The organism is Streptomyces sp. NBC_00667 (assembly GCF_036226825.1).
GTDB lineage: Bacteria > Actinomycetota > Actinomycetes > Streptomycetales > Streptomycetaceae > Streptomyces.
Map to the genome: position 1 here is coordinate 5,815,831 of NZ_CP109022.1, position 19,946 is coordinate 5,835,776.

The window sequence follows — 19,946 nt, forward strand, 5'->3', positions numbered from 1 at the left end:
CACGGCTACACGGCGACGGCGCGCTGCGCCGCGTGGGCGAACTCCGTCATGCCCTTCGCGAAGGACACCTCCGGGCGCCAGCCCAGCTCCGCGCGGAGCCGGCGGGAGTCGGCCGTGATGTGCCGGACGTCGCCCAGGCGGTACTCACCCGTCACGACCGGGTCCGGGCCGCCGTGGGCGGCCGCGAGGGCCGAGGCCATCTCCCCGACGGTGTGCGGTTCACCGCTGCCCGTGTTGTAGGGGGTGCAGGCGCCCTGCGGGAGGGCGCCCGGGGACTCCAGCGCCTCCAGGGCCGCCACGTTGGCCGCGGCGACGTCCCCGACGTGGACGAAGTCGCGCCGCTGCGCCCCGTCCTCGAAGACCCGTGGCGCCTCGCCCCTGGCCAGCGCGGAGCGGAAGAACGAGGCCACCCCCGCGTACGGGGTGTCGCGCGGCATCCCCGGCCCGTACACATTGTGGTAGCGCAGCGACACCGCCCGGCCGTCCACGCAGCGCGCCCAGGCGGCGGCCAGGTGCTCCTGGGCCAGCTTCGTGGTCGCGTAGACGTTCCGCGGGTCGGCGGGCGCGTCCTCGGACACCAGGCCCGGGGCCAGATCCGCACCGCAAGAGGGGCAGCGCGGCTCGAAACGGCCCTCGGTCAGGTCCGCCACCCGGCGCGGCCCGGGCCGGACGGCCCCGTGGCGGGGGCACTCGTAGCGGCCCTCCCCGTAGACGACCATCGAGCCCGCGAGGACGAGTCGGGGGACACCACTTTCGGCCATCGCCGCGAGCAGGACCGCCGTACCCAGGTCGTTGGCCCCGACGTAGGCGGGCGCGTCGGCGAAGTCCTTGCCGAGCCCGACCATGGCGGCCTGGTGGCAGACCGCGTCCACCCCGCGCAGCGCCGCCAGCACCGCATCGCGGTCCCGCACGTCCGCCCGTACGAAATCCGGGCCCGGGGCCTCCAGCGGGACGGGGTGGGCGGCCGGCAGCAGGGAGTCCAGGACCACGGGGTGGTGCCCGCGCCGGCGCAGGGCAGTGACGATGTGCGAGCCGATGAACCCGGCTCCTCCGGTGACGAGTACGCGCATGCACCGGACGCTACGGAGTCCGCCGCGCCGCCGGTGTCCGCCGCGCGCCGCCGTAAGGGTTCCGTCACTTCTCGCGCGCCGCCCGGCCGACCGCGGCCCGTGTCACGGAAGCGTCAACTCCCCGTCACCGTAAGGGAACCGGGGCATCTTCCGGCTCGCGGACGGCTTGAGAGCGCCGTAAGGAGGGCATAAATCCGGCCTGTGGTCGCTCCTGCGGGAGGAGTGGCCGAATCCGCTCCTTGGGGGGACCCGTGCACTACTACACGGACGTACTCAAGCGCTATGCCGACTTCGACGGGAGGGCCCGCCGGCAGGAGTACTGGATGTTCGTCCTGTGGAACATCCCGGTCGTCGTCGTCCTGATGGTCATCGACTTCGCGCTGGACAGCTACCCGGTCATCACCTGGATCTACACCCTCGCCGTCTTCCTGCCCAGCCTGGGCGTCTCCGTCCGCCGGCTGCACGACACCGGCAAGTCCGGCTGGTGGTACCTCATCAGCCTGGTCCCCTTCATCGGCGGGATCTGGATGCTCATCCTCATGGCCACCGAAGGCCACCGGGGCGCGAACGAGTACGGGCAGGACCCCAAGCAGGTCATAGCCGCCTGACCCGCACCGCTCACTCCCGGCGCCGCCTCCGGTCGCAACCGAACCGGAGGCGGCGCTTTCGCGTGCCTGGTGACATGTCTCTCGCGACCTCGCGGCCGGGGGGCTGTCCAGACCGGCCCGATCACGAGATATCTTGATGTCGAGCAATGTTGCAGACGAGAGACGCAGACTGTGGAGCGGAGCATCCGGTGACTGACTCGACCATCATCTACACGCACACTGACGAGGCCCCGGCCCTCGCGACGTATTCCTTCCTGCCTGTGGTCCAGGCGTACGCGTCGACGGCCGGTGTGAATGTCGAGACCCGTGACATCTCCCTGGCCGGTCGGATCATCGCCAGCTTCCCCGAGCACCTGGAAGAGGGCCAGCGGATCGCCGACGCCCTCGCCGAGCTCGGCGAGCTGGCGAAGACGCCCGAGGCGAACATCATCAAGCTGCCCAACATCTCGGCCTCGATCCCGCAGCTCAAGGCCGCGGTCGCCGAGCTCCAGGGCCAGGGCTACGCGCTCCCGGACTACCCGGACGACCCGAAGACCGACGAGGAGCGCGAGATCCGCGCCCGCTACGACAAGGTCAAGGGCAGCGCCGTCAACCCGGTCCTGCGCGAGGGCAACTCCGACCGCCGCGCCCCCGCCTCGGTCAAGAACTACGCCAAGGCCCACCCGCACCGCATGGGCGCCTGGAGCGCCGAGTCGAAGACGAACGTCGCCACCATGGGCGAGAACGACTTCCGCTCCACCGAGAAGTCCACCGTGATCTCCGAGGCCGGCACGCTCCGCATCGAGCACGTCGCCGCCGACGGCACCACCACCGTGCTGCGCGAGTCCGTACCGGTCCTGGCCGGTGAGGTCGTGGACGCGTCCGTCATGCACGTCGACGCGCTGCGCACCTTCCTCAACGACCAGATCGAGCGTGCCAAGGCCGAGGACGTCCTGTTCTCCGTGCACCTCAAGGCCACGATGATGAAGGTCTCCGACCCGATCGTCTTCGGCCACGTGGTCCGCGCCTTCTTCCCGAAGACCTTCGCCCGCTACGGCGACGTCCTCGTCGCCGCCGGTCTGTCCCCGAACGACGGCCTCGGCGCGATCCTCAAGGGCCTCGACGGCGTCCCGCACCTCGGCGACGAGATCAAGGCCTCCTTCGAGGCCGAGCTCGCCCACGGCCCGGCCCTCGCCATGGTCGACTCCGACAAGGGCATCACCAACCTGCACGTCCCGTCCGACGTCATCGTCGACGCCTCCATGCCGGCCATGATCCGCACCTCCGGCCACATGTGGGGCCCGGACGGCCAGGAGGCCGACACCCTCGCCGTCCTCCCGGACAGCAGCTACGCCGGTGTCTACCAGGCCGTCATCGACGACTGCCGCGCGCACGGCGCCTTCGACCCCTCCACCATGGGCTCGGTGCCGAACGTCGGTCTCATGGCGCAGAAGGCCGAGGAGTACGGCAGCCACGACAAGACCTTCGAGATCGCCGACGCCGGCACCGTCCGCGTCGTCGACGCCGCGGGCAACACGGTCCTGGAGCAGGAGGTCGCCGCCGGCGACATCTTCCGCGCCTGCCAGACCAAGGACGCGCCGATCCAGGACTGGGTCAAGCTCGCCGTCACCCGCGCCCGCGCCACCGGCGTCCCGGCCGTCTTCTGGCTGGACGAGGGCCGCGCGCACGACGCGCAGCTGATCGCCAAGGTGAAGACCTACCTCGCCGAGCACGACACCGAGGGCCTCACCATCAAGATCCTCCCCCCGGTCGAGGCCACCGCCTACTCCCTGGAGCGGATCCGCCGCGGCGAGGACACCATCTCGGTGACCGGCAACGTGCTGCGCGACTACCTGACCGACCTCTTCCCGATCCTGGAGCTGGGCACCAGCGCCAAGATGCTGTCGGTCGTCCCGCTGATGAACGGCGGCGGCCTGTTCGAGACGGGCGCCGGCGGCTCCGCCCCCAAGCACGTGCAGCAGCTCGTCAAGGAGAACTACCTGCGCTGGGACTCGCTCGGCGAGTTCCTCGCGCTGGCCGTCTCCTTCGAGCACCTGGCGACCAGCACCGGCAACGCCCGCGCCCAGGTGCTGGCCGACACCCTGGACCGCGCGACCGGCACCTTCCTCAACGAGGACAAGTCGCCGAGCCGCAAGCTGGGTGGCATCGACAACCGCGGCAGCCACTTCTACCTCGCGCTGTACTGGGCGCAGGAGCTGTCGCGCCAGACCGCCGACCCGAAGCTGGCCGCGGCGTTCGACCCGCTCGCCAAGACGCTGGCCGAGTCCGAGGAGAAGATCGTCGGCGAGCTCATCGCCGTCCAGGGCTCCCCGGCCGAGATCGGCGGCTACTACCAGCCCGACCCGGCCAAGGCCGCCGCGGTGATGCGCCCGTCCGTCACCTTCAACCAGGCGATCGCGACCCTGGGCTGACAGCCCCCCGCGTCCTGCGTGTTCCGCCCCGGCCGGCCAAGCGCCCGGCCGGGGCGGCCCCGTTCCCGGCCTCGTTCCCGGACCCCCTTCCCGGGCCCGTCCGCGCGGCCCGTCTGCCGCCCGTCGCACCGCGGGCGGGGGCCTGCGGTCGGCGTAGGGGCCCTCGCCCCCCTGACGTACGCGCCGCGGCCCGGTCCTCCGCGAACGGTTGTCCGGGCACCGGGAATCCGCTCTACTGCTGTGCAGCCCCGCACGGGGCATATTCCGGGAGGGGCGGCGGATGAGAGCGGACCGGCGGGCAGAGCGGGCGGCGCGGCCCTCCTCGCACCGGCGCCGCCCCCGCTTCCGGGGGCGCAGACCCCTCCTGGTACTGCTGATCTCGGCGTTCCTGCTCATCGGCGTCTGCGCCGCGACCGGCATCGCCTGGGACCCCTTCACCGCCGAAGCCCACCAGGAACGTTCGGCGCCCGCCGTCGGCGGCCCCTGGTCCGGCGCCCCCACCACCACCCCCACGCCGAGCCCCAGCAACGCCCCGAGCCCCGGAACCCCGCCGAAGGCGCTGCCCCGCGAGGAGGTCGACACCGGCGCGCCCCGTCCGACCGGAGCGCTGCCCTTCGACCTGCCCGCACCGGCCGCGCTGCGCTCCGGCGCCGCGGGCAAGAAGCTGGTGTTCGCGCACTACTTCACGCCCTACCCGCTCTCCCTCGACAACGCGAGCGCCGACGCCGACTACTACACCCGCAACTACCTGAACCCCGCGGGCGAGAACGGCAAGCACCAGCGCTACGGCGGCCTGCTGCGCGACCGCCCGCTGCCCGTGCCGCCCAAATCCGGCGACTGGGAGTCGGCCAACCTCCGGCAGGAGGTGCGCACCGCCCGCGACGCCGGCATCGACGGGTTCACCCTCGACCTGCTGTCGCTGTCCGGGAGCAACTGGGACCGGGCCGAACTGCTGATGTCCGCGGCCCACTCGGTGGACCCCGCCTTCAAGGTCATGCTGATGCCCGACATGACCTCCCTGACCTCCGACGACCCGGCGGTCCTCGCCGACGCCCTCGCCGCTCTGGCCGCCTACCCCGCCGCGCACCGGCTCGGTGACGGACGGCTCGTGGTGTCGCCCTTCAAGGCGGAGGCCAAGAGCGCGGGCTGGTGGTCCCGTGTCATGGACTTGCTGAAAGCCCGGCACGGCATCCGCACCGCCCTCGTGCCGCTCTTCCTCGACTTCGACACGAACCAGGCGGCGTTCGCCCCGATCAGCCACGGCTTCTCCGAATGGGGCACCCGCAGCTACGTCGGCCAGGAGGGCGCCCCGGCCGACGTGCGCCGGGCCCACCAGGCGGGCAAGATCTGGATGCAGCCCGTGTCCGTCCAGGACAGCCGCCCCAACCAGGGCGTCTACGACGAGGCGGGCAACACCTCCACCCTCCGCTCGACGTGGGCGCACGCCATCGACGACGGCGCCGACTGGGTGCAGCTGACCACCTGGAACGACTACTCGGAGGGCACCCAGTTCGCCCCCTCCCTGCACAACGGCTACACGTACCTGGACCTGACCTCCTACAACCTGACCCGGTTCAAGACCGGCAGCGCGCCCAGGATCGTGCGGGACACCCTCTACCTCACGGCCCGCACCCAGTTCGCCGCCGCCGGCCCCACGGGCGGGCAGTCGCTGGTGATGACGCCGCGCAAGGGCAGCGCCGCACCCCGCGACACGGTGGAGGTGCTCAGCTTCCTCACGGAGCCCGCGACCCTCCGTACGACCGTCGGCCCCGTCCAGGCCGCGCACGAGGCACCCGCGGGCCTGCACTGCGAGCTGCTGCCCCTGAAACCGGGCACGAGTGCGGCCCGCGTGGTCCGGGACGGCCGCACCGCCGCGGAAGTGCGACTGCCGTACCCGGTGGACCGGACGGTGGACGTGCAGGACCTCCAGTACTACGGCGCGACCAGCGGGCGCGAGTAGGGCCGGGGCGCCCGGCCACACTGGCGCAATTGGCCCTGGCGGTCGGCTCGCAGACACCCGCATGCTCCGCAGGACCGCCCACCGCCCGCCGCCGTCCCGGAGGAGCATCGTGACCCAGCCGACCACCGACCCGAAGAGCGCGCCGACCGCCGCACCGACCCGCCCCTCGGCGTTCCCGGGCGGGCCGCAGCTGTTCCGCCTCGACCCCGGGATCGCCCACCTCAACCACGGGTCGTTCGGCGCCGTGCCCATCGCCGTGCAGGAGGTCCAGGCGGCGCTGCTGGAGGAGGTGCACGCCGACCCCGACACCTTCTTCGTCGACGTGGCCGACCGGATCGCCGGCGCCCGCGGCAGGGTCGCCGCCCACCTGGGGGCCGAACCCGACGGGATCGCCTTCATCTCCAACGCCACCGAAGGGGCCAACCTCGCGCTGAACGCCGTCGAACTGGCCGACGGGGACGAGATCCTCGTCACCGACCACGGCTACGGCACGGTGGTGGCCGCCGCCGCGCGCCGGGCCCCGGTCACCACCGTCGCGCTCGACCCCGGCCTGCCCGACGAGGACGCCGTCCGGGAAGCCGTCCTGGCCGGCCTGACACCCCGCACGAAGGTGGCGCTGCTCGACCACATCAGCTCGCCCACCGCCCGCCTCATCGCGACCCCGGCGCTCCTCGCCGACCTGGCCGCCCGGGGCGTCACCACCATCGTCGACGGTGCCCACGCCCCCGGCATGCTGGCCGACCCCCTCGCAGGCGGCGCCGACTTCTGGTTCGGGAACCTGCACAAGTGGGGCTACGCCCCCTCGGGCAGCGCCCTCCTCGCCGTCGCACCCCGCCACCGCGGCCGCGTCAGGGCACTGGTGCCTTCCTGGGAGGACGGCGACGGCTTCCCCCGCTCCGTCGAGAACCGGGCCACCGCCGACTACACCGGCTGGCTCGCCGCCCCCGAGGGACTGGACCTCCTGGAACGGCTCGACGCCGCCAAGGTACGGGCCCACAACAGCGCCCTCGCCGCCTACGGCGCGGCCCTGCTCGCCGAACTCCCCGGGCTCACCCCGCTCCCGCACACCCCCGGGCTCGCCATGCGCGCCCTGCGGCTGCCGCCCGGCGTCGCCGAAACCCCCGACAGCGCCCGGGAGCTGCGCGAGCGGATCGCGCGGGAGCTGCGGATCAGGGTGCTGGTCTGGCCCTGGCCGGGAGGCGGCGGCATCCGGGTCTGCGGGCAGCTCTACACCCGGCCCGAGGAGTACGAACGCCTCGCCGCCGAACTCCCCGCCCAGCTCGCGCGGTAGGCCTCAGCCGCGCCGCAGCAGGTAGGTGTCCATGATCCAGCCCTTGCGGGCCCGGGCCTCGGTCCGGAGCTCCTCGATCCGGCCCGCGACCTCCGCCAGCTTCCCCGAGACCAGGATCTCGTCCGGCGTGCCGACGTAGGCGCCCCAGTAGATGAAGAGGTCCTTGTCCAGGTGCGCGGTGAAGGCGTGCCGCGCGTCCAGCATCACCACCACGTCGTCCACGTCCTGCGGCCAGCCCTCGGCCAGCCGCCGGCCGGTGGTGATCTGCACCGGGCGCCCCACCCGGTTCAATTGGGTGCGGTGCCGGGCCAGCAGCGAGGAGATGCTGCTGATGCCCGGCACCACCTCGTGCGCGAAGGCCACCCGACCGCGCTCCAGCACCTCGTCCAGGATCGCGAGGGTGGAGTCGTACAGCGAGGGATCGCCCCAGACCAGGAACGCGCCCGTCTCCCCGTCCGCGAGGTCCTCGGCGATGAACCGCTCGAAGATCTCCGCCCGCGCGCTGCGCCAGCCGTCCACCGTCGGGGCGTAGTCGGCCGGTGTCCGGTCGCGATCCGGGTCGCGGCCCTCCACCAGCCGGTGGTCCGGGCGGGCGTGCGCTTCGAGCATCGCCCGCCGCAGCCCGGTCAAGTCCGCCTTCTCCTCGCCCTTCTCCAGGATGAGGAACGCGTCCGTGGCACCGATCGCCTTGACCGCCTGGAGGGTCAGGTGGTCCGGGTCGCCCGCGCCTATGCCGATAACCGAGAACTTCTTCACGCCGCTATTGTGCCCGTCATGCGTGCCGCCCTGTTCGTCACCTGCGTCAACGACGCGCTGTACCCGCGCACCGGCGTCGCCGTCGTACGCCTGCTGGAGCGGCTCGGCGTCGCCGTGGACTTCCCGGCGGCGCAGAGCTGCTGCGGTCAGCCCCAGTACAACACCGGCTACCGGTACGAGAGCGAACCGCTGCTGCGCCGCACCGCCGAGGCCCTCGCCGGCCATCCGTACGTCGTCGCGCCCTCCGGCTCCTGCGTCGCCATGATCCGCGAGCACTACCCCCGCATCGGCGCCAGGGCGGCGGCAGAGGGGCGCGGCACCGAGCTGGCGGACCTCGCGGCCGGCCTCGTACCGCGCGTGTACGAGCTCACCGAGTTCCTGGTGGACGTCCTCGGCGTGACCGACGTCGGCGCCCACTTCCCCCACACCGTCACCTACCACCCCTCCTGCCACGGTCTGCGCGCCCTGGGACTCGGCGACCGTCCCCGGCGCCTCCTGGCCGCCGTCAGGGGCCTGGACCTGATCGAGTTGCCCGGCGCCGAGGAGTGCTGCGGGTTCGGCGGCACCTTCGCCCTCAAGAACCCCGACGTGTCCGCCGCGATGGGCGCCGACAAGATCCGCGCCGCCCGGGCCACCGGCGCCGAAGTGCTCTGCGGCGCGGACAACTCCTGCCTCGCCCACCTCGACGGAACGCTCCGCCGGGCCGGCGCCCCCCTGCGGACCCTGCACCTCGCCGAGATCCTGGCCTCGACGGACACCACCGCCACCGCGACAGAGGGGAAGCACCCGCGATGACGGCCACCCACCTCGGCATGCCCGCCTTCCCCGCCGCCGCCCGCGAGGCGGTACGGGACGACGTGCTGCGCGCCAACCTCCGCCGCGCCACGCACACCATCCGCGACAAACGGGCCCGCGCCGTCACCGAACTCGCCGACTGGGACCGGCTGCGCGCGGCGGGCAAGGCCGTCAAGGACCACACCCTGCGCCACCTCGACCACTACCTGCTGCGGCTGGAGGCGGCGGTGACCGCCGCCGGCGGCACCGTGCACTGGGCGGCGGACGCGACCGAGGCCAACCGGATCGTGACCGAGCTGGTGCGGGCCACCGGCGAGCGGGAAGTCGTCAAGGTCAAGTCGATGGCCACCCAGGAGATCGGCCTCAACGAGGCACTGGAGGCGGCGGGGATCGCCGCGTACGAGACCGACCTGGCCGAACTCATCGTGCAACTGGGCCACGACCGGCCCTCGCACATCCTCGTCCCGGCCATCCACCGCAACCGCGCCGAGATCCGCGACGTCTTCCGCACCGAAATGGGCCGCTGGGGACGGCCCGCCCCCGACGGGCTGGGCGACGACCCCCGGGAACTGGCCGAAGCGGCCCGCCTGCACCTGCGCGAGAAGTTCCTGCGCGCCAAAGTCGCCGTCTCGGGGGCCAACTTCATGGTCGCCGAGACCGGGACGATGGTCGTCTTCGAGTCCGAGGGCAACGGCCGGATGTGCCTGACCCTGCCCGAGACGCTCATCTCCGTCGTGGGCATCGAAAAGGTGGTGCCGACCTTCCGGGACCTGGAGATCTTCCTCCAGACGCTGCCGCGCTCCTCCACCGCTGAGCGGATGAACCCGTACACGACGATGTGGACCGGACTGGTCCCGTCGAAAGGGGCCGACGGCGACGGGCCCGCCGCCTTCCACCTCGTCCTCCTCGACAACGGCCGTACGGACACCCTCGCCGACGAGGTGGGCCGCCAGGCCCTGCGCTGCATCCGCTGCTCCGCCTGCCTGAACGTCTGCCCCGTCTACGAACGCGCCGGCGGCCACGCCTACGGCTCCGTCTACCCCGGCCCCATCGGCGCGATCCTCAGCCCCCAACTGCGGGGCACGGGCAGCGGGATCGACGCGTCACTGCCCTACGCCTCCACCCTGTGCGGGGCCTGCTACGAGGTGTGCCCCGTCGCCATCGACATCCCCGAAGTCCTCCTCCACCTGCGCGAACGCGTGGCCCAGGGAGGCCCGGTGACCCGCGAGGGCATCCGCGTACGGATCCGCCCCGCGCGCGGCCACACCGCCGAGCGGGCCGCGATGCGCGCCGCCCGGCTGCTGCTGGAACGCCCGGGCGCGCTGCGCGCGGGGGAGCGGCTGCTGTCCCGGGCCCGGCGGCTGCGGCCGCGCCGGCTGCCCGGACCGGGGAGCGCCTGGACCGACAGCCGGGAGTTGCCCCGGCCGCCACGGGAACCGTTCCGCGACTGGTGGGCCCGGGAGCGGGGAGGACGCGCATGAGCGGCAGGGACCGCGTGCTGGGCCGGATCCGGCGCGCCCTGGGCGAGCCGGGCGCGGGCGGGGCCGGGACCGGGCGGGCGCCGGTGGAGGCGGCCGCCGGCGAGGACGGGATCCCCCGCGACTACCTCCGCGTCCACGGCGACCGCACGCCCGCCGAGTCCGCGGACCTCCTCGCCGCCCACCTTCGCGAGTACCGCGCGAAGGTCCACCGCACCGACGAGGACGGCCTCGCGCCCCTCCTGGCCCGGCTGCTCGCCGCACGCGGCGCGCGGACCGTACTCGTACCGCCCGGCCTGCCCCCGTCCTGGCTCGACGGGGCGCAGGCCGTCCGCGTCGAGGACCGGGCCGACTCCACCCCGTACGCACTCGACGCCGTGGACAGCGTGGTGACGGGCTGCGCCCTGGCCGTCGCCGAGACGGGCACGATCGTCCTGGACGGCGGCCCCGACCAGGGGCGACGGCGGATCACCCTGATCCCGGACCACCACATCTGCGTGGTCCGCGTCCCCGGCCAGCTGGTGGACTCCGTTCCGCAGGCACTCGAACGCCTCGACCCCACCCGGCCGCTGACCTGGATCTCCGGGCCCTCCGCGACCAGTGACATCGAACTCGACCGGGTGGAGGGCGTCCACGGCCCCCGTACCCTGGAGGTCGTCCTGATCGACGCACCCGCACAATGAGGGGCATGTCCGCACACCTCGCCCTCACCGCCCTCGTGGTCCACGACTACGACGAGGCCATCGACTTCTACACCCGGGCCCTCGGCTTCACCCTCGTCGAGGACACCGCCCGGCCCGACGGCTCGCGGTGGGTCGTGGTCCGCCCGTCCGGCGCCACCGAATCCGCGCTGCTGCTGGCCCGCGCCAAGGACGACGCGCAGCGCTCCCGGGTCGGCGACCAGACGGGCGGGCGCGTCGGCTTCTTCCTGTACACCGACGACTTCGCCGGCGACCACGCCCGGATGACCGCCGAGGGCGTCCGCTTCCTGGAGGAGCCGCGCCACGAGACGTACGGCTCCGTCGCCGTCTTCGAGGACCTCTACGGCAACCGCTGGGACCTGCTCCAGCCGGCGTAGCCCTGTCCGCGGGACTCTTTCCGGGCCGGCCAGCACGGGCCGACTCGGCGGGGCGGCCCGGCGGGCCGCCGATCAGGCGGAGTCCGGCCGGTCCGGCGGCGAGGTGAGGAGCGGGGCCTCGGCCGCCGCGTCAACCTTCTGCCCGGCCTCCACCCGCCCGGCGAGCTCCCGTGCCCACAGGACCAGCCCGGCCACCTCGATCCCGTACGGGGCAGCTACCCCACCCCGGGCATCCACCCCGGTCAGGCCCGCTGCCCCCGCCCCCTCCAGCCCGGCCAGGGCATCGGCTCCGCGCCGCAGCAGCCGCGCCCCGCCCACCGCGTTCCCCCGCGCGGCGTGCGTCAGCCCCACCGCCAGCTGCGCGAGCGCCCGCCACAACGGAGCCTCCGCCCCCGGCCCGGACTTCCAGGCGTCCTCGAACACCTCGTGCGCGTGGAAGGGCATCCCGTCGTGCAGCAGCCGCTGCGCCTCGGCCACCGTCTCGGCCGGCGTCCGCACCACCCCCTCGGGCTGCCGCTCCACCCCGGGCGCCCCGTACGGCAACGGCCGCCCCAGCCCGTCCCGCGGCCGCGCGCTGCGCGCCCGCCCTTCGTCATCGCGATCCCGTACGTTCACCCGCCCATCGTGCCTCCCCGTCGATCACCCGTGCACGTACACCCCCCGGCGTGCGGTAATGTTCTGCATGTGCCCGCCGCGGAGGGGGAAACCCCTGGCGGGGGGCACAGTGCCGAGGCACAACGGGACGTGGCGCAGCTTGGTAGCGCACTTGACTGGGGGTCAAGGGGTCGCAGGTTCAAATCCTGTCGTCCCGACTTTTCGAAGTCGCAGTTCAGGGGCCGTTTCAGAGCAATCTGAAACGGCCCCTGACCGTTTTCGGGGGCGTCTGGGGTGGTCGTCGGTGGCGTGGCAGCCGCCCACGCGTATACCGGCGGGATCCGGGCAGGTGCACCCACAGCTGGACGGAAGGTGGTGCCGATGGTGCCGGGAGCGGGCAATGAGCGGTTCACGGTCGATGTGCGGGCCGTGGACGGAACCGTCGTCCTCGCGCTCGCCGGAGAGCTGGACCATGACACGGCCCAGCCGCTGCGGGACGCCTTGGACGCGGCGGTCACCCCGGGTGGCCGGTTGCTGGTCGACGTGTCGGGGCTGGGCTTCTGCGACTCCACCGGACTCAACGTGCTGCTGCACGGCAGGATCGCGGTCCAGGAGGCCGGCGGCGCGCTGGAGCTGGCCGGTCTGAGCGGACCGGTCGCACGCATGTTCCGCATCACCGGGGCGGACGGTGTGTTCCCGGTGTACGCGGACGTGGCGCAAGCACTGGAACGACAGCCCGGCTAGCCACTCGGGCGGCCGGCGCAAGGAGGCCCGTGGGGCCGAGGCGACACGAGGAGATGAGCCATGCCGCAGCGAGGGTCCCCCGGCCGGGCGCGGGTCCTGCTGCTGGAGGGTGCGGCGGACCCGGTGTCCCGCAGCCGTGACTTCGCGCGCCGGGCGCTCGCTTCCTGGAAATGGCTCCCCGAAGCAGCCGAGGACGTCCTGCTTCTGGTGTCCGAGCTCGTGTCCAACGCCTCCCTGCACGGTGGGGGCGCCGGAACGCTGCTCATGCACTGGACGCCGGAGCGACTGCGGATAGAGGTGACCGACGGCAACCCGGCGCCGCCGGTACGCGCCCGGGCCGCCGATCCGGGGCGGCCGGGCGGGCACGGGCTGCTCATCGTGGACCGCCTGTCCCGCAGTTGGGGCTCGCACCCCGGCAACGGCGGGAAGTGCGTCTGGCTGGAGGTCAGTCCCGGCTGACCGGCTCGTCGTCCAGGGCCTTGAGGGCCGTGATGATGTCCTGCGTCGCGCTCACCTTGCCCAGGCGGGGGAAGATCTTGCCGAAGCTGTGGGCGTGGGAGTCGGCGTCCATGTCGGTGGTGGCGTCCTCGGCGAAGACCAGGTCGTAGCTGTGCTCCCAGGCGGTGCGGGCGGTGGATTCGACCCCGATGCTGGTGGAGATGCCGCCCAGCACGATCCGGTGGACGCCGCGACGGCGCAGCTGGAGGTCGAGTTCCGTTCCGGTGAAGGCGCCCCAGTGCCGCTTGGTGACGACGACGTCCCCGAGCGCCGCGAGCTGCGCGGGGAGCTCGGAGAAGGCGGCGGGCGGAGCCGAGGCGGGGCCGGGCCGGTCGACATTGGCGGTGGGCAGGTCGCCGCCGTCGGGGGACCAGGCCACCTTGACCAGGACCACCGGCAGCCGGTGGGCCCGGAAGGCTTCGGCGAGGGCGATGCCGTTCTCCAGGATCCGCGCCGCCGGCGCGGCGGTGGGCAGGGCCAGGATGCCCTGCTGGAGGTCGATGAGGACCAGCGCGGTGCCGCGGTCCAGGGTGAGGGCGGGCGCGGGGGCGGTCATGAGGGCTCCTCGGTTCGGTGGGCGTTCAGTCCTCGGCCAGGCGCCGCAGCAGCGGAACCGCTTCGGCGAGCAGCTGCTGTTCCGCCGGGCCGAGCCGCTCGGCGATGAGTTCGGCGAGCCGCCCGTGTCCCGCCTCGCGCCGCCGTTGTACGAGGGCCCGCCCCTGCGGCGTCAGGGCGATCAGCTGTTGCCGCCGGTCGGTGGGGTGCGGGCTGCGGGCGACGTGGCCTTCGGCCTGGAGGGAGTTCACGGTGGCGATGACGGACTGCGGCCGGATCTTCTCGGCCCGCGCCAGCTCGGAGGCCGTGGACGGCCCGAGCCGGTCCAGCCGCTTGAGCACGGACATCCGGGACAGGCTCACCCCGTCCCCGGCGGCCGCCCGCCACTGCCGGACCAGCATGGCGACGGCCAGTTGGAGCTCCTCGGCGGTGTCGCGGGGCGGGGCTTCGGCCATGCGCCCCACGCTAAATGATCTACAGGCAGACTTGCAAGTCTGCCTGTAGATGTGGTCGGAATGTCCGTGACGGCGTCGGGGCTCGGCCGGCCATCAGCCCGTGGATGCCGCACCGGCCGCCGTGGAGCCCGGTCAGTGAGGCGGCGCGGACGGGGCCGGAACCTGCGAACTCAGCCAGCCCAGGGCGTCGGGGTACATCCCCGTCCACGTCTGGAAGTTGTGGCCGCCCGCCGGGCGGACCAGCGTCTTGACCCGCACCCCCGTCCCCGCGGCGGCCTTGGCGAAAGCCTCCAGCTGTCGCGGCGGACTGTCCTTGTCCTGCGCGGACGTGGCCAGGAACAGGCCGACGTCCGCCTTCTTCGCATGCGTGACCAGCCACATGGGGCTGTTGCGCTCGCGCAGGCTCCGGTCGGCCAGCACCCCGGCGTCACCCGTCAGCGCGTCGGGGTCCAGCGCCGCCCCGGCCCCGAACGCCTTGGGGTACTGGAGCGGCAGCTTCGCCGCGCAGAACGCCCCCGTCGAGATGCCCATCACCGCCCACCCCTTGGGCTGGGGCAGCGTACGGAAGTGCCGCGCGACCAGCCCCGGCACGTCGTCCGCCAGCCAGGTGGCCACCTTGTGCCCCGGCACGTCGCTGCAGTCGGTGTTCACCCCGCCCGGGTAGATCTCCGGGATCACCAGGATGAAGGGGTGCGCCGCGCCCAGCCGGACCAGGTCCTCCAGCGCCCCCGGCATGTCACCCAGCTCCATCCACGAGCGCGGCGAGCCCGGATAACCGTGCAGCAGCGTCAGCACCGGGAAGCGGGTCTTCGCCGCGCCCGCCGCGTTGTACTCCGGGGGAGTCCAGACGATCACCTGCCCGGCCAGCTTGGAGTGCGAGCCCCGGAAGTACGTGCTGCGGGTGCCGTCCTCGCCCAGCGTGAAGGTGGCCCGGCCCACCGGGGGGCCCGTCATCGTGGAGTCGTTCCCGGCCGGGGTGCCCAGCAGGTCGTCCCAGGAGGCGTAGAGCCCGTAGCTGCCGTTGATCCAGGCCGCCACGACACAGATGGCGGTCAGCTGGCACAGCCCGATCATCAGCACCCGCGCGGTCCAGCGCAGCCAGCCGGGCCCGGGCAGCCGGTTCCACAGCAGCAGCGCCGCGAGCATGGCGAGCGCGGTGATCGCCACCAGGGTCACCAGGAACGACGTACTGGTCAGCTCCATCGCCTCAATGTACGGCGCCCCCGCCCGAGCGGGCGGCGGAACGCACCGTGTCGGCGGCCCGCACCCGCACCGTCACCGCGTGCCATCCCGTGGCCCCGTCCGGGACCGTCCCCCTGCGCTCGCCCGTCTGTACGGCGCCGGTACGGTCCGTGGCCCGGACCTCCAGGGTGTGGCGGCCCGGCGCCGCCTCCCAGGGCCACAGCCACTGGCGCCACGTGTCGTCGCCGTCCGCGTCCGCCAGCCGGGCCTCGTGCCAGGGGCCGCCGTCGACCCGTACCTCGACCCGGGTGATGCCGCGGTGCTGCGCCCACGCCACCCCGGCCACCGCCACCCGGCCCGCCGCGGGTTGCGCGCCCGCACGCGGCGTGTCGATCCGCGACTGTGTCTTGACCGGACCCTGCTGCGCCCAGGACCGGCGCACCCAGTACGCGTCGTACGCGGCGAAGGTGGTCAGCCGCAGCTCGCGCAGCCACTTGCAGGCCGACACGTACCCGTACAGGCCCGGCACCACCATCCGCACCGGGAAGCCGTGCGCGAAAGGCAGCGGCTCGCCGTTCATCCCCACCGCCAGCAGTGCCTCCCGGCCGTCCATCACGGCCTCGACCGGGGTGCCGATCGTCATCCCGTCCACCGATCGCGCCACCAGCTGGTCGGCCCGGCCGCCCTGCGACGGCGGCCGCACCCCCGCCTCCCGCAGCAGGTCGGCGAGGCGGACGCCGAGCCAGCGGGCGTTGCCCGCGTACGGGCCGCCCACCTCGTTCGACACGCAGGTGAGGGTGATGTCGTGTTCGACCAGGGGGCGCGCGAGAAGCTCCCGCAGGCCGAGGGTCAGCGGCCTCGTCACCCCGTCCCCATGGATCCGCAGCCGCCAGTCGTCGGCGTCGACGCGCGGCACGACCAGCGCGGTGTCCACCCGGTAGAAGTCACGGGCGGGAGTGAGGAACGGCGACACCCCGGGCGCCCGCGCCTGCGCCCCGGCCGGCACCGGCGGGGCCGGTACCGCGGGAGCCGGCAGGACGAGGCCGGCCCGGGAGGCCGACGCCCCGGCCGACCCGTACGCGCCCAGGCGCCGCCCGGCGTACCAGGCGCCCGCCGAGACGGCCGCGGTGCCCAGCACCAGCCGCCCGAAGCCCCGCCGGTCCATCACGCCGGCCCCACCGGCCGGCGCGCCTCCCGTACGCGGCCGGTTCAAGGCCCTGACCAGCAGGTACAGCACTGTGGCCGCGACGAGGCCGCCCAGCAGCGAGGGCAGGGCGTCCGGCCAGGCCGCCCCGGGCCGACCGAGCGCGGCCACGGCTCCGACGACACCGAAGCACGCGGCGACCGCGATGCCTGCGCGCGGCCGGCGCACCGCGAGCGTTCCGGCCGCCACGGCGATCAGGGCCAGAACCAGGACGATGCCGAGGGTCAGGACCGTCTTGTCGGCCGTGCCGAAGGTCTGCACCGCCCACTCCTTGACGGCCGCCGGCGTACGGTCCACCGCGGCCCCGCCGACAGCGGTCACCGGGGACGCCTCGGGACGGATGGGCGCGGCTGCCAACTGCGCCGCCGCCAGCCCTGCGAAGGCGGCGAGCACTCCACAGAGCGCGCCGAGGCCCGTCCGGGCCCGCGGACGCCCCGACGCCGACCGCACATCGCTCATCAGGGTCACCGCCCGGGCTCGCACCGGCCCCCGAGACCGGCCCCCCTACGACTGTCCCCCTACGACTACGACTGTTCGTCCACGACTGTCCCTCTACGACTGTACGAGCCCGCGGGCCGCGCGGCCGCCCCTGTCAGGCGAGCGGATGACCGGCCCGCTCGGCGGCCCGCCGGGCCATGGTCTCCAGACAGTCCTCACAGCCGGCGGCGGTCGGGCGGGCCGCCGGTCCACCCCGCTTGCGCAGCTCCACCACCCCCTCGGTGGCCGCGAGCAGCGCCAGCAGCTCCAGCGTCGCGGAGGGCCGCTCGCGTTCGGTCTCGGACATGCCCCATGCACTCCTGACGGCGTCGGAAGGGGCGGCCACCGGAGTACTCCGGGTGGCCGCCCCTGTCGGGTCCGGGTCAGTGAACCGACGACCCGGACCGCACGCCGCCGCGCTGCGCGCCCTCTCCCTCGCACGAGTGCCGAATTTCCCACGGGAGGGTGACGCTCACCCCCGGCGGTCGGCGCCCGCGCCGGTGCGGCTCAGGCGCCGGCCTTCGGCAGGGCCGCCGCCACGGAGGCGGCCAGCGCGTGCGGGTCCCCGCTCGGGCTCGTCGGGTGGCGGGTGGTGCGCCGCGCCCACGCCTCCTCGAAGGCGTGCCAGTCGATCGCCTTCGGGGCGGCGCGCTTGACCAGTGCCTCCTCCAGCGAGGCGAAGTACCGGTCCCAGCGGGCGGCGTACAACTCCGATACGAGGCCGCTCCATTCGCGGTTCGCGTAGTCGTGCAGGAAACCGCCCTCGCTGGTGCTCCGCCCGCCCCACACGCTCAGGAGCGAGCGCGCGTCGTACTCGTACCGGTCCTGCTCGGCGCGGTCCGCGCCGTGCGAGCGGGCCGCGGCCAGCCAGTGGCCCAGCAGGAAGTGGGGGTCGGAGCCGGTCACGGCGTCCAGCTTCCGCTCTCCGTCGCGCCATTGGGCGGTCAGCTGCCGCAGCCGCGTCAGGTCCTTGGCCTCGTAGGCGGCCCGGATCTTGGGAAGCAACACCCGGGAGTGATTGGCGAGGGCCTGGCGGGCGGTGTCCACGAGGTCGAAGCGGTAGGCGCTGGAGGACCTGAGCGCCGGGGGCACCGCCAGCAGTTGGTCCAGGGCCCGGCGGACCGAATCGGCCTGGTAGCGCATGGATCGGGGGCTCCAGTGGGCCGCTCCGGTCGCTGTCAGGCTCGGCCGGGCGGTGAAGAGGCTGTCCTGCGACTCCGACCACAGTCCCGACGAGGTGCTGTACGGGCCCTTGCGCAACTCCTCCCAGGCCGCGGCGGCATGGGCGTCGGGGCGTCCGTAGCGGCGGGCCGCGAAGTCGGCGAACCACTTGCGCTGGTCGACCGGCCCCGGCTCCCAGGCCAGGTCGGTGAAGAGGTCGAAGGCGGCCGGGTTGGTGCCGGTGGCCTCCGGCAGGTACGCGGTGCCCCGGAGGGCGCTGTCCGGTTTGTCGCGCCAGGTGTCGAACCGCTCGGTCCACACCGAGGTGTTGGCGCCGATGGTGGTGTGGCCGCCGAAGTTGTAGATCGTGCCCATCGCGTACGGGGTGCCACCCCAGCGGGCCTCGCGGTCCAGGCGGTTGTACCGGTCGGACAGACCGTCCAGGATCAGCAGCTTCGAGGTGTCGACCCCGGCCAGCAGTTCCTTCGTCGGGTCGTCCTGCCAGCCCAGCACCGCCCACAGGGCGCCCGGGTGGGCCGCCCAGAGCGCCCGCTGGATGGCCCCCGCGGCGGCCCGGACGTCCACCGAGCCCGTCCGGCCCCCCTCGTGCAGCGGGCTCATCCGGTACATGGCGCTGTCGCCGAAGACCTCCCGCTGCTCGTCGTAGTAGGCGGCGGCCAGTTCCCCGAACGCCGGGGAGGCCGGGTCGAGCCAGTCCGGCCGGTCGAAGCCGGCCCAGTCGCCCTGTGCCACGGTGGTCGCGCCCCGGTGGCGCGCGGCGAAGCCCGGCGGGACGGTGCCGAAGTAGCCGGGCAGTACCGGTGTCATGCCGAGGCCCCGCAGCTGGTCCGCGATCCGGGCGCCCAGGTCGGCGCGCTCGCGCATCAGCCGCTCGGTGACCGGGCCGCCGAAGCCGCTGAGGTTCTGCAGCAGCCACCAGCTCTGGTGGCCGGGGGCCGGGATCCACGTGCGCAGCTCGTCGGCGGAGTACCCGAACCGCTGGAGGGCCCGGTAGTACGGGTACTCGGCGCCGGTCTGGACGAACACCTCGTTGACGCCGTGCAGCGCGAGCAGGTCGATCTGGCGCTGGTGTTCCTCGAAGGTGCGGTACGGGCCCGAGTAGCCGTCGTCGGTGTCGTTGAGGGCGTACCGGTGGGGGACTTTTGCACTGCGGGTGACGGGGGCGGGCACGCCGGGCAGCGTGGCGGGCAGCATGCCGAGGCTGTCGCCGGGCCAGCCGATGTCGGCGCCGGCGACGTGCTGGAGGTACCAGCCGACGCCGGTGAGCAGGGTCGCACCGGTGGAGCCGCGTACGGTGACGGCGCCCGGGGTGCCGGAGACGGTGAAGGTGTCGGCCCCGGCGGAGGTGTCGGGCACCAGGGTGAACTGGCCGGCGTGGCGGGGCAGCAGCCGCCGGAGGGCGTCGCGCGCCGGGCCGGTGTCGAAGCTGCGCGGCCGGGCGGCGGGACGCGGGGCCTCGCGTACGTCCGCTCGTGCGGGGGAGGCAGCGGCGGGGGCGGCGGTCCCGGGGGTGGTGCCGGAGAGGATCAGGGTCAGCAGCGCGGTGGGAAGCGTCGCGAGCGCGACGGACCGGCGCCTGCGGGGGCGGGGAACGCGTGGCATCGGGTG

At 73.7% G+C, this 19,946-nt stretch carries 19 protein-coding genes and 1 tRNA gene; 11 read left to right on the top strand and 9 right to left on the bottom strand.

Features of this window, described 5'->3' with window-relative positions:
- Positions 1-5: 5 nt before the first annotated feature.
- Positions 6-1,070 (bottom strand): NAD-dependent epimerase/dehydratase family protein, encoded by a 1,065-nt coding sequence (locus tag OHA81_RS26655; protein WP_329199955.1) that lies wholly within the window; start codon positions 1,068-1,070, stop codon positions 6-8.
- Positions 1,071-1,321: 251 nt separating this feature from the next.
- Here OHA81_RS26655 and OHA81_RS26660 point away from each other — a divergent pair, with 251 nt between their 5' ends.
- From OHA81_RS26660 to OHA81_RS26675, 4 genes are all read left to right on the top strand, one after another.
- A complete protein-coding gene (locus OHA81_RS26660; protein ID WP_329199957.1) occupies positions 1,322-1,678 on the top strand; it encodes a DUF805 domain-containing protein in 357 nt (118 codons plus the stop codon).
- Between the two features lie 188 nt (positions 1,679-1,866).
- Entirely contained in the window at positions 1,867-4,089 is a 2,223-nt protein-coding gene (locus OHA81_RS26665) for an NADP-dependent isocitrate dehydrogenase (RefSeq protein ID WP_329199959.1), read from the top strand.
- Positions 4,090-4,369: 280 nt separating this feature from the next.
- Positions 4,370-6,049 (top strand): glycoside hydrolase family 71 protein, encoded by a 1,680-nt coding sequence (locus OHA81_RS26670; RefSeq protein WP_329199961.1) that lies wholly within the window; start codon positions 4,370-4,372, stop codon positions 6,047-6,049.
- 109 nt (positions 6,050-6,158) lie between these two features.
- A complete protein-coding gene (locus OHA81_RS26675; protein ID WP_329199962.1) occupies positions 6,159-7,340 on the top strand; it encodes an aminotransferase class V-fold PLP-dependent enzyme in 1,182 nt (393 codons plus the stop codon).
- A gap of 3 nt (positions 7,341-7,343) precedes the next feature.
- On the opposite strand, the gene cobF is transcribed toward OHA81_RS26675, so the two are convergent.
- Positions 7,344-8,096, bottom strand: a complete 753-nt coding sequence (gene cobF / locus OHA81_RS26680) for a precorrin-6A synthase (deacetylating) (protein ID WP_329199964.1) — start codon at positions 8,094-8,096, stop codon at positions 7,344-7,346.
- A gap of 18 nt (positions 8,097-8,114) precedes the next feature.
- Here cobF and OHA81_RS26685 point away from each other — a divergent pair, with 18 nt between their 5' ends.
- The 4 genes from OHA81_RS26685 to OHA81_RS26700 are packed head-to-tail and all read left to right on the top strand — an operon-like array spanning position 8,115 to position 11,447.
- Entirely contained in the window at positions 8,115-8,891 is a 777-nt protein-coding gene (locus tag OHA81_RS26685) for a (Fe-S)-binding protein (protein ID WP_329199966.1), read from the top strand.
- Positions 8,888-10,372 carry a lactate utilization protein B gene (locus OHA81_RS26690; protein WP_329199968.1) on the top strand — a complete coding sequence of 495 codons (1,485 nt, stop codon included), beginning with the start codon at positions 8,888-8,890 and terminating at the stop codon, positions 10,370-10,372. The genes OHA81_RS26685 and OHA81_RS26690 overlap by 4 nt, the downstream gene beginning before the upstream one ends.
- Positions 10,369-11,052 carry a LutC/YkgG family protein gene (locus tag OHA81_RS26695; RefSeq protein WP_329199969.1) on the top strand — a complete coding sequence of 228 codons (684 nt, stop codon included), beginning with the start codon at positions 10,369-10,371 and terminating at the stop codon, positions 11,050-11,052. The genes OHA81_RS26690 and OHA81_RS26695 overlap by 4 nt, the downstream gene beginning before the upstream one ends.
- A 5-nt stretch (positions 11,053-11,057) precedes the next feature.
- On the top strand, positions 11,058-11,447 hold the full coding sequence (locus tag OHA81_RS26700; protein ID WP_329199970.1) for a VOC family protein: 390 nt from the start codon (positions 11,058-11,060) through the stop codon (positions 11,445-11,447).
- A 72-nt stretch (positions 11,448-11,519) separates the two neighbouring features.
- On the opposite strand, the gene OHA81_RS26705 is transcribed toward OHA81_RS26700, so the two are convergent.
- The gene (locus tag OHA81_RS26705; protein WP_329199972.1) at positions 11,520-12,062 is read right to left on the bottom strand and encodes a DUF309 domain-containing protein; all 543 of its coding nucleotides are present in this window, start codon (positions 12,060-12,062) and stop codon (positions 11,520-11,522) included.
- A gap of 123 nt (positions 12,063-12,185) precedes the next feature.
- Here OHA81_RS26705 and OHA81_RS26710 point away from each other — a divergent pair.
- The 3 genes from OHA81_RS26710 to OHA81_RS26720 all read left to right on the top strand — a co-directional run bounded on the left by OHA81_RS26710 (position 12,186) and on the right by OHA81_RS26720 (position 13,244).
- Positions 12,186-12,259: transfer RNA gene (locus tag OHA81_RS26710), tRNA-Pro, on the top strand.
- Between the two features lie 163 nt (positions 12,260-12,422).
- Positions 12,423-12,785: an STAS domain-containing protein gene (locus OHA81_RS26715; protein ID WP_329199973.1), complete on the top strand. Its 363-nt coding sequence runs from the start codon at positions 12,423-12,425 to the stop codon at positions 12,783-12,785.
- A 60-nt stretch (positions 12,786-12,845) separates the two neighbouring features.
- The gene (locus tag OHA81_RS26720; RefSeq protein ID WP_329199975.1) at positions 12,846-13,244 is read left to right on the top strand and encodes an ATP-binding protein; all 399 of its coding nucleotides are present in this window, start codon (positions 12,846-12,848) and stop codon (positions 13,242-13,244) included.
- Here the strand turns inward: OHA81_RS26720 and OHA81_RS26725 are convergent.
- The 6 genes from OHA81_RS26725 to OHA81_RS26750 form a co-directional block, all read right to left on the bottom strand.
- Positions 13,231-13,839 (bottom strand): hydrolase, encoded by a 609-nt coding sequence (locus OHA81_RS26725; protein WP_329199977.1) that lies wholly within the window; start codon positions 13,837-13,839, stop codon positions 13,231-13,233. The two genes, OHA81_RS26720 and OHA81_RS26725, sit on opposite strands and share 14 nt — an antisense overlap.
- A gap of 25 nt (positions 13,840-13,864) precedes the next feature.
- Positions 13,865-14,293, bottom strand: a complete 429-nt coding sequence (locus OHA81_RS26730; RefSeq protein ID WP_329199978.1) for a MarR family winged helix-turn-helix transcriptional regulator — start codon at positions 14,291-14,293, stop codon at positions 13,865-13,867.
- A gap of 132 nt (positions 14,294-14,425) precedes the next feature.
- Positions 14,426-15,496, bottom strand: coding sequence for an alpha/beta hydrolase (locus tag OHA81_RS26735; RefSeq protein ID WP_329199980.1), 1,071 nt, complete (start codon positions 15,494-15,496; stop codon positions 14,426-14,428).
- 4 nt (positions 15,497-15,500) lie between these two features.
- Entirely contained in the window at positions 15,501-17,138 is a 1,638-nt protein-coding gene (locus tag OHA81_RS26740) for a molybdopterin-dependent oxidoreductase (RefSeq protein ID WP_329199982.1), read from the bottom strand.
- A gap of 133 nt (positions 17,139-17,271) precedes the next feature.
- A complete protein-coding gene (locus tag OHA81_RS26745) occupies positions 17,272-17,463 on the bottom strand; it encodes a hypothetical protein (protein ID WP_329199984.1) in 192 nt (63 codons plus the stop codon).
- Positions 17,464-17,663: 200 nt separating this feature from the next.
- Positions 17,664-19,940: an alpha-N-acetylglucosaminidase gene (locus OHA81_RS26750; RefSeq protein WP_329199986.1), complete on the bottom strand. Its 2,277-nt coding sequence runs from the start codon at positions 19,938-19,940 to the stop codon at positions 17,664-17,666.
- Between the last annotated feature and the right edge of the window lie 6 nt (positions 19,941-19,946).

What these genes read in the sequence shown, in the direction of transcription:
- OHA81_RS26725 (WP_329199977.1), bottom strand. Translation starts at nt 13,839, where the DNA reads ATGACCGCCCCCGCGCCCGCCCTCACCCTGGACCGCGGCACCGCGCTG.
- OHA81_RS26730 (WP_329199978.1), bottom strand. Translation starts at nt 14,293, where the DNA reads ATGGCCGAAGCCCCGCCCCGCGACACCGCCGAGGAGCTCCAACTGGCC.
- OHA81_RS26740 (WP_329199982.1), bottom strand. Translation starts at nt 17,138, where the DNA reads ATGAGCGATGTGCGGTCGGCGTCGGGGCGTCCGCGGGCCCGGACGGGC.
- OHA81_RS26700 (WP_329199970.1), top strand. Translation starts at nt 11,058, where the DNA reads ATGTCCGCACACCTCGCCCTCACCGCCCTCGTGGTCCACGACTACGAC.
- OHA81_RS26735 (WP_329199980.1), bottom strand. Translation starts at nt 15,496, where the DNA reads ATGGAGCTGACCAGTACGTCGTTCCTGGTGACCCTGGTGGCGATCACC.
- OHA81_RS26745 (WP_329199984.1), bottom strand. Translation starts at nt 17,463, where the DNA reads ATGTCCGAGACCGAACGCGAGCGGCCCTCCGCGACGCTGGAGCTGCTG.
- OHA81_RS26690 (WP_329199968.1), top strand. Translation starts at nt 8,888, where the DNA reads ATGACGGCCACCCACCTCGGCATGCCCGCCTTCCCCGCCGCCGCCCGC.
- OHA81_RS26715 (WP_329199973.1), top strand. Translation starts at nt 12,423, where the DNA reads ATGGTGCCGGGAGCGGGCAATGAGCGGTTCACGGTCGATGTGCGGGCC.
- OHA81_RS26695 (WP_329199969.1), top strand. Translation starts at nt 10,369, where the DNA reads ATGAGCGGCAGGGACCGCGTGCTGGGCCGGATCCGGCGCGCCCTGGGC.
- OHA81_RS26655 (WP_329199955.1), bottom strand. Translation starts at nt 1,070, where the DNA reads ATGCGCGTACTCGTCACCGGAGGAGCCGGGTTCATCGGCTCGCACATC.
- OHA81_RS26720 (WP_329199975.1), top strand. Translation starts at nt 12,846, where the DNA reads ATGCCGCAGCGAGGGTCCCCCGGCCGGGCGCGGGTCCTGCTGCTGGAG.
- OHA81_RS26750 (WP_329199986.1), bottom strand. Translation starts at nt 19,940, where the DNA reads ATGCCACGCGTTCCCCGCCCCCGCAGGCGCCGGTCCGTCGCGCTCGCG.
- OHA81_RS26670 (WP_329199961.1), top strand. Translation starts at nt 4,370, where the DNA reads ATGAGAGCGGACCGGCGGGCAGAGCGGGCGGCGCGGCCCTCCTCGCAC.
- OHA81_RS26685 (WP_329199966.1), top strand. Translation starts at nt 8,115, where the DNA reads ATGCGTGCCGCCCTGTTCGTCACCTGCGTCAACGACGCGCTGTACCCG.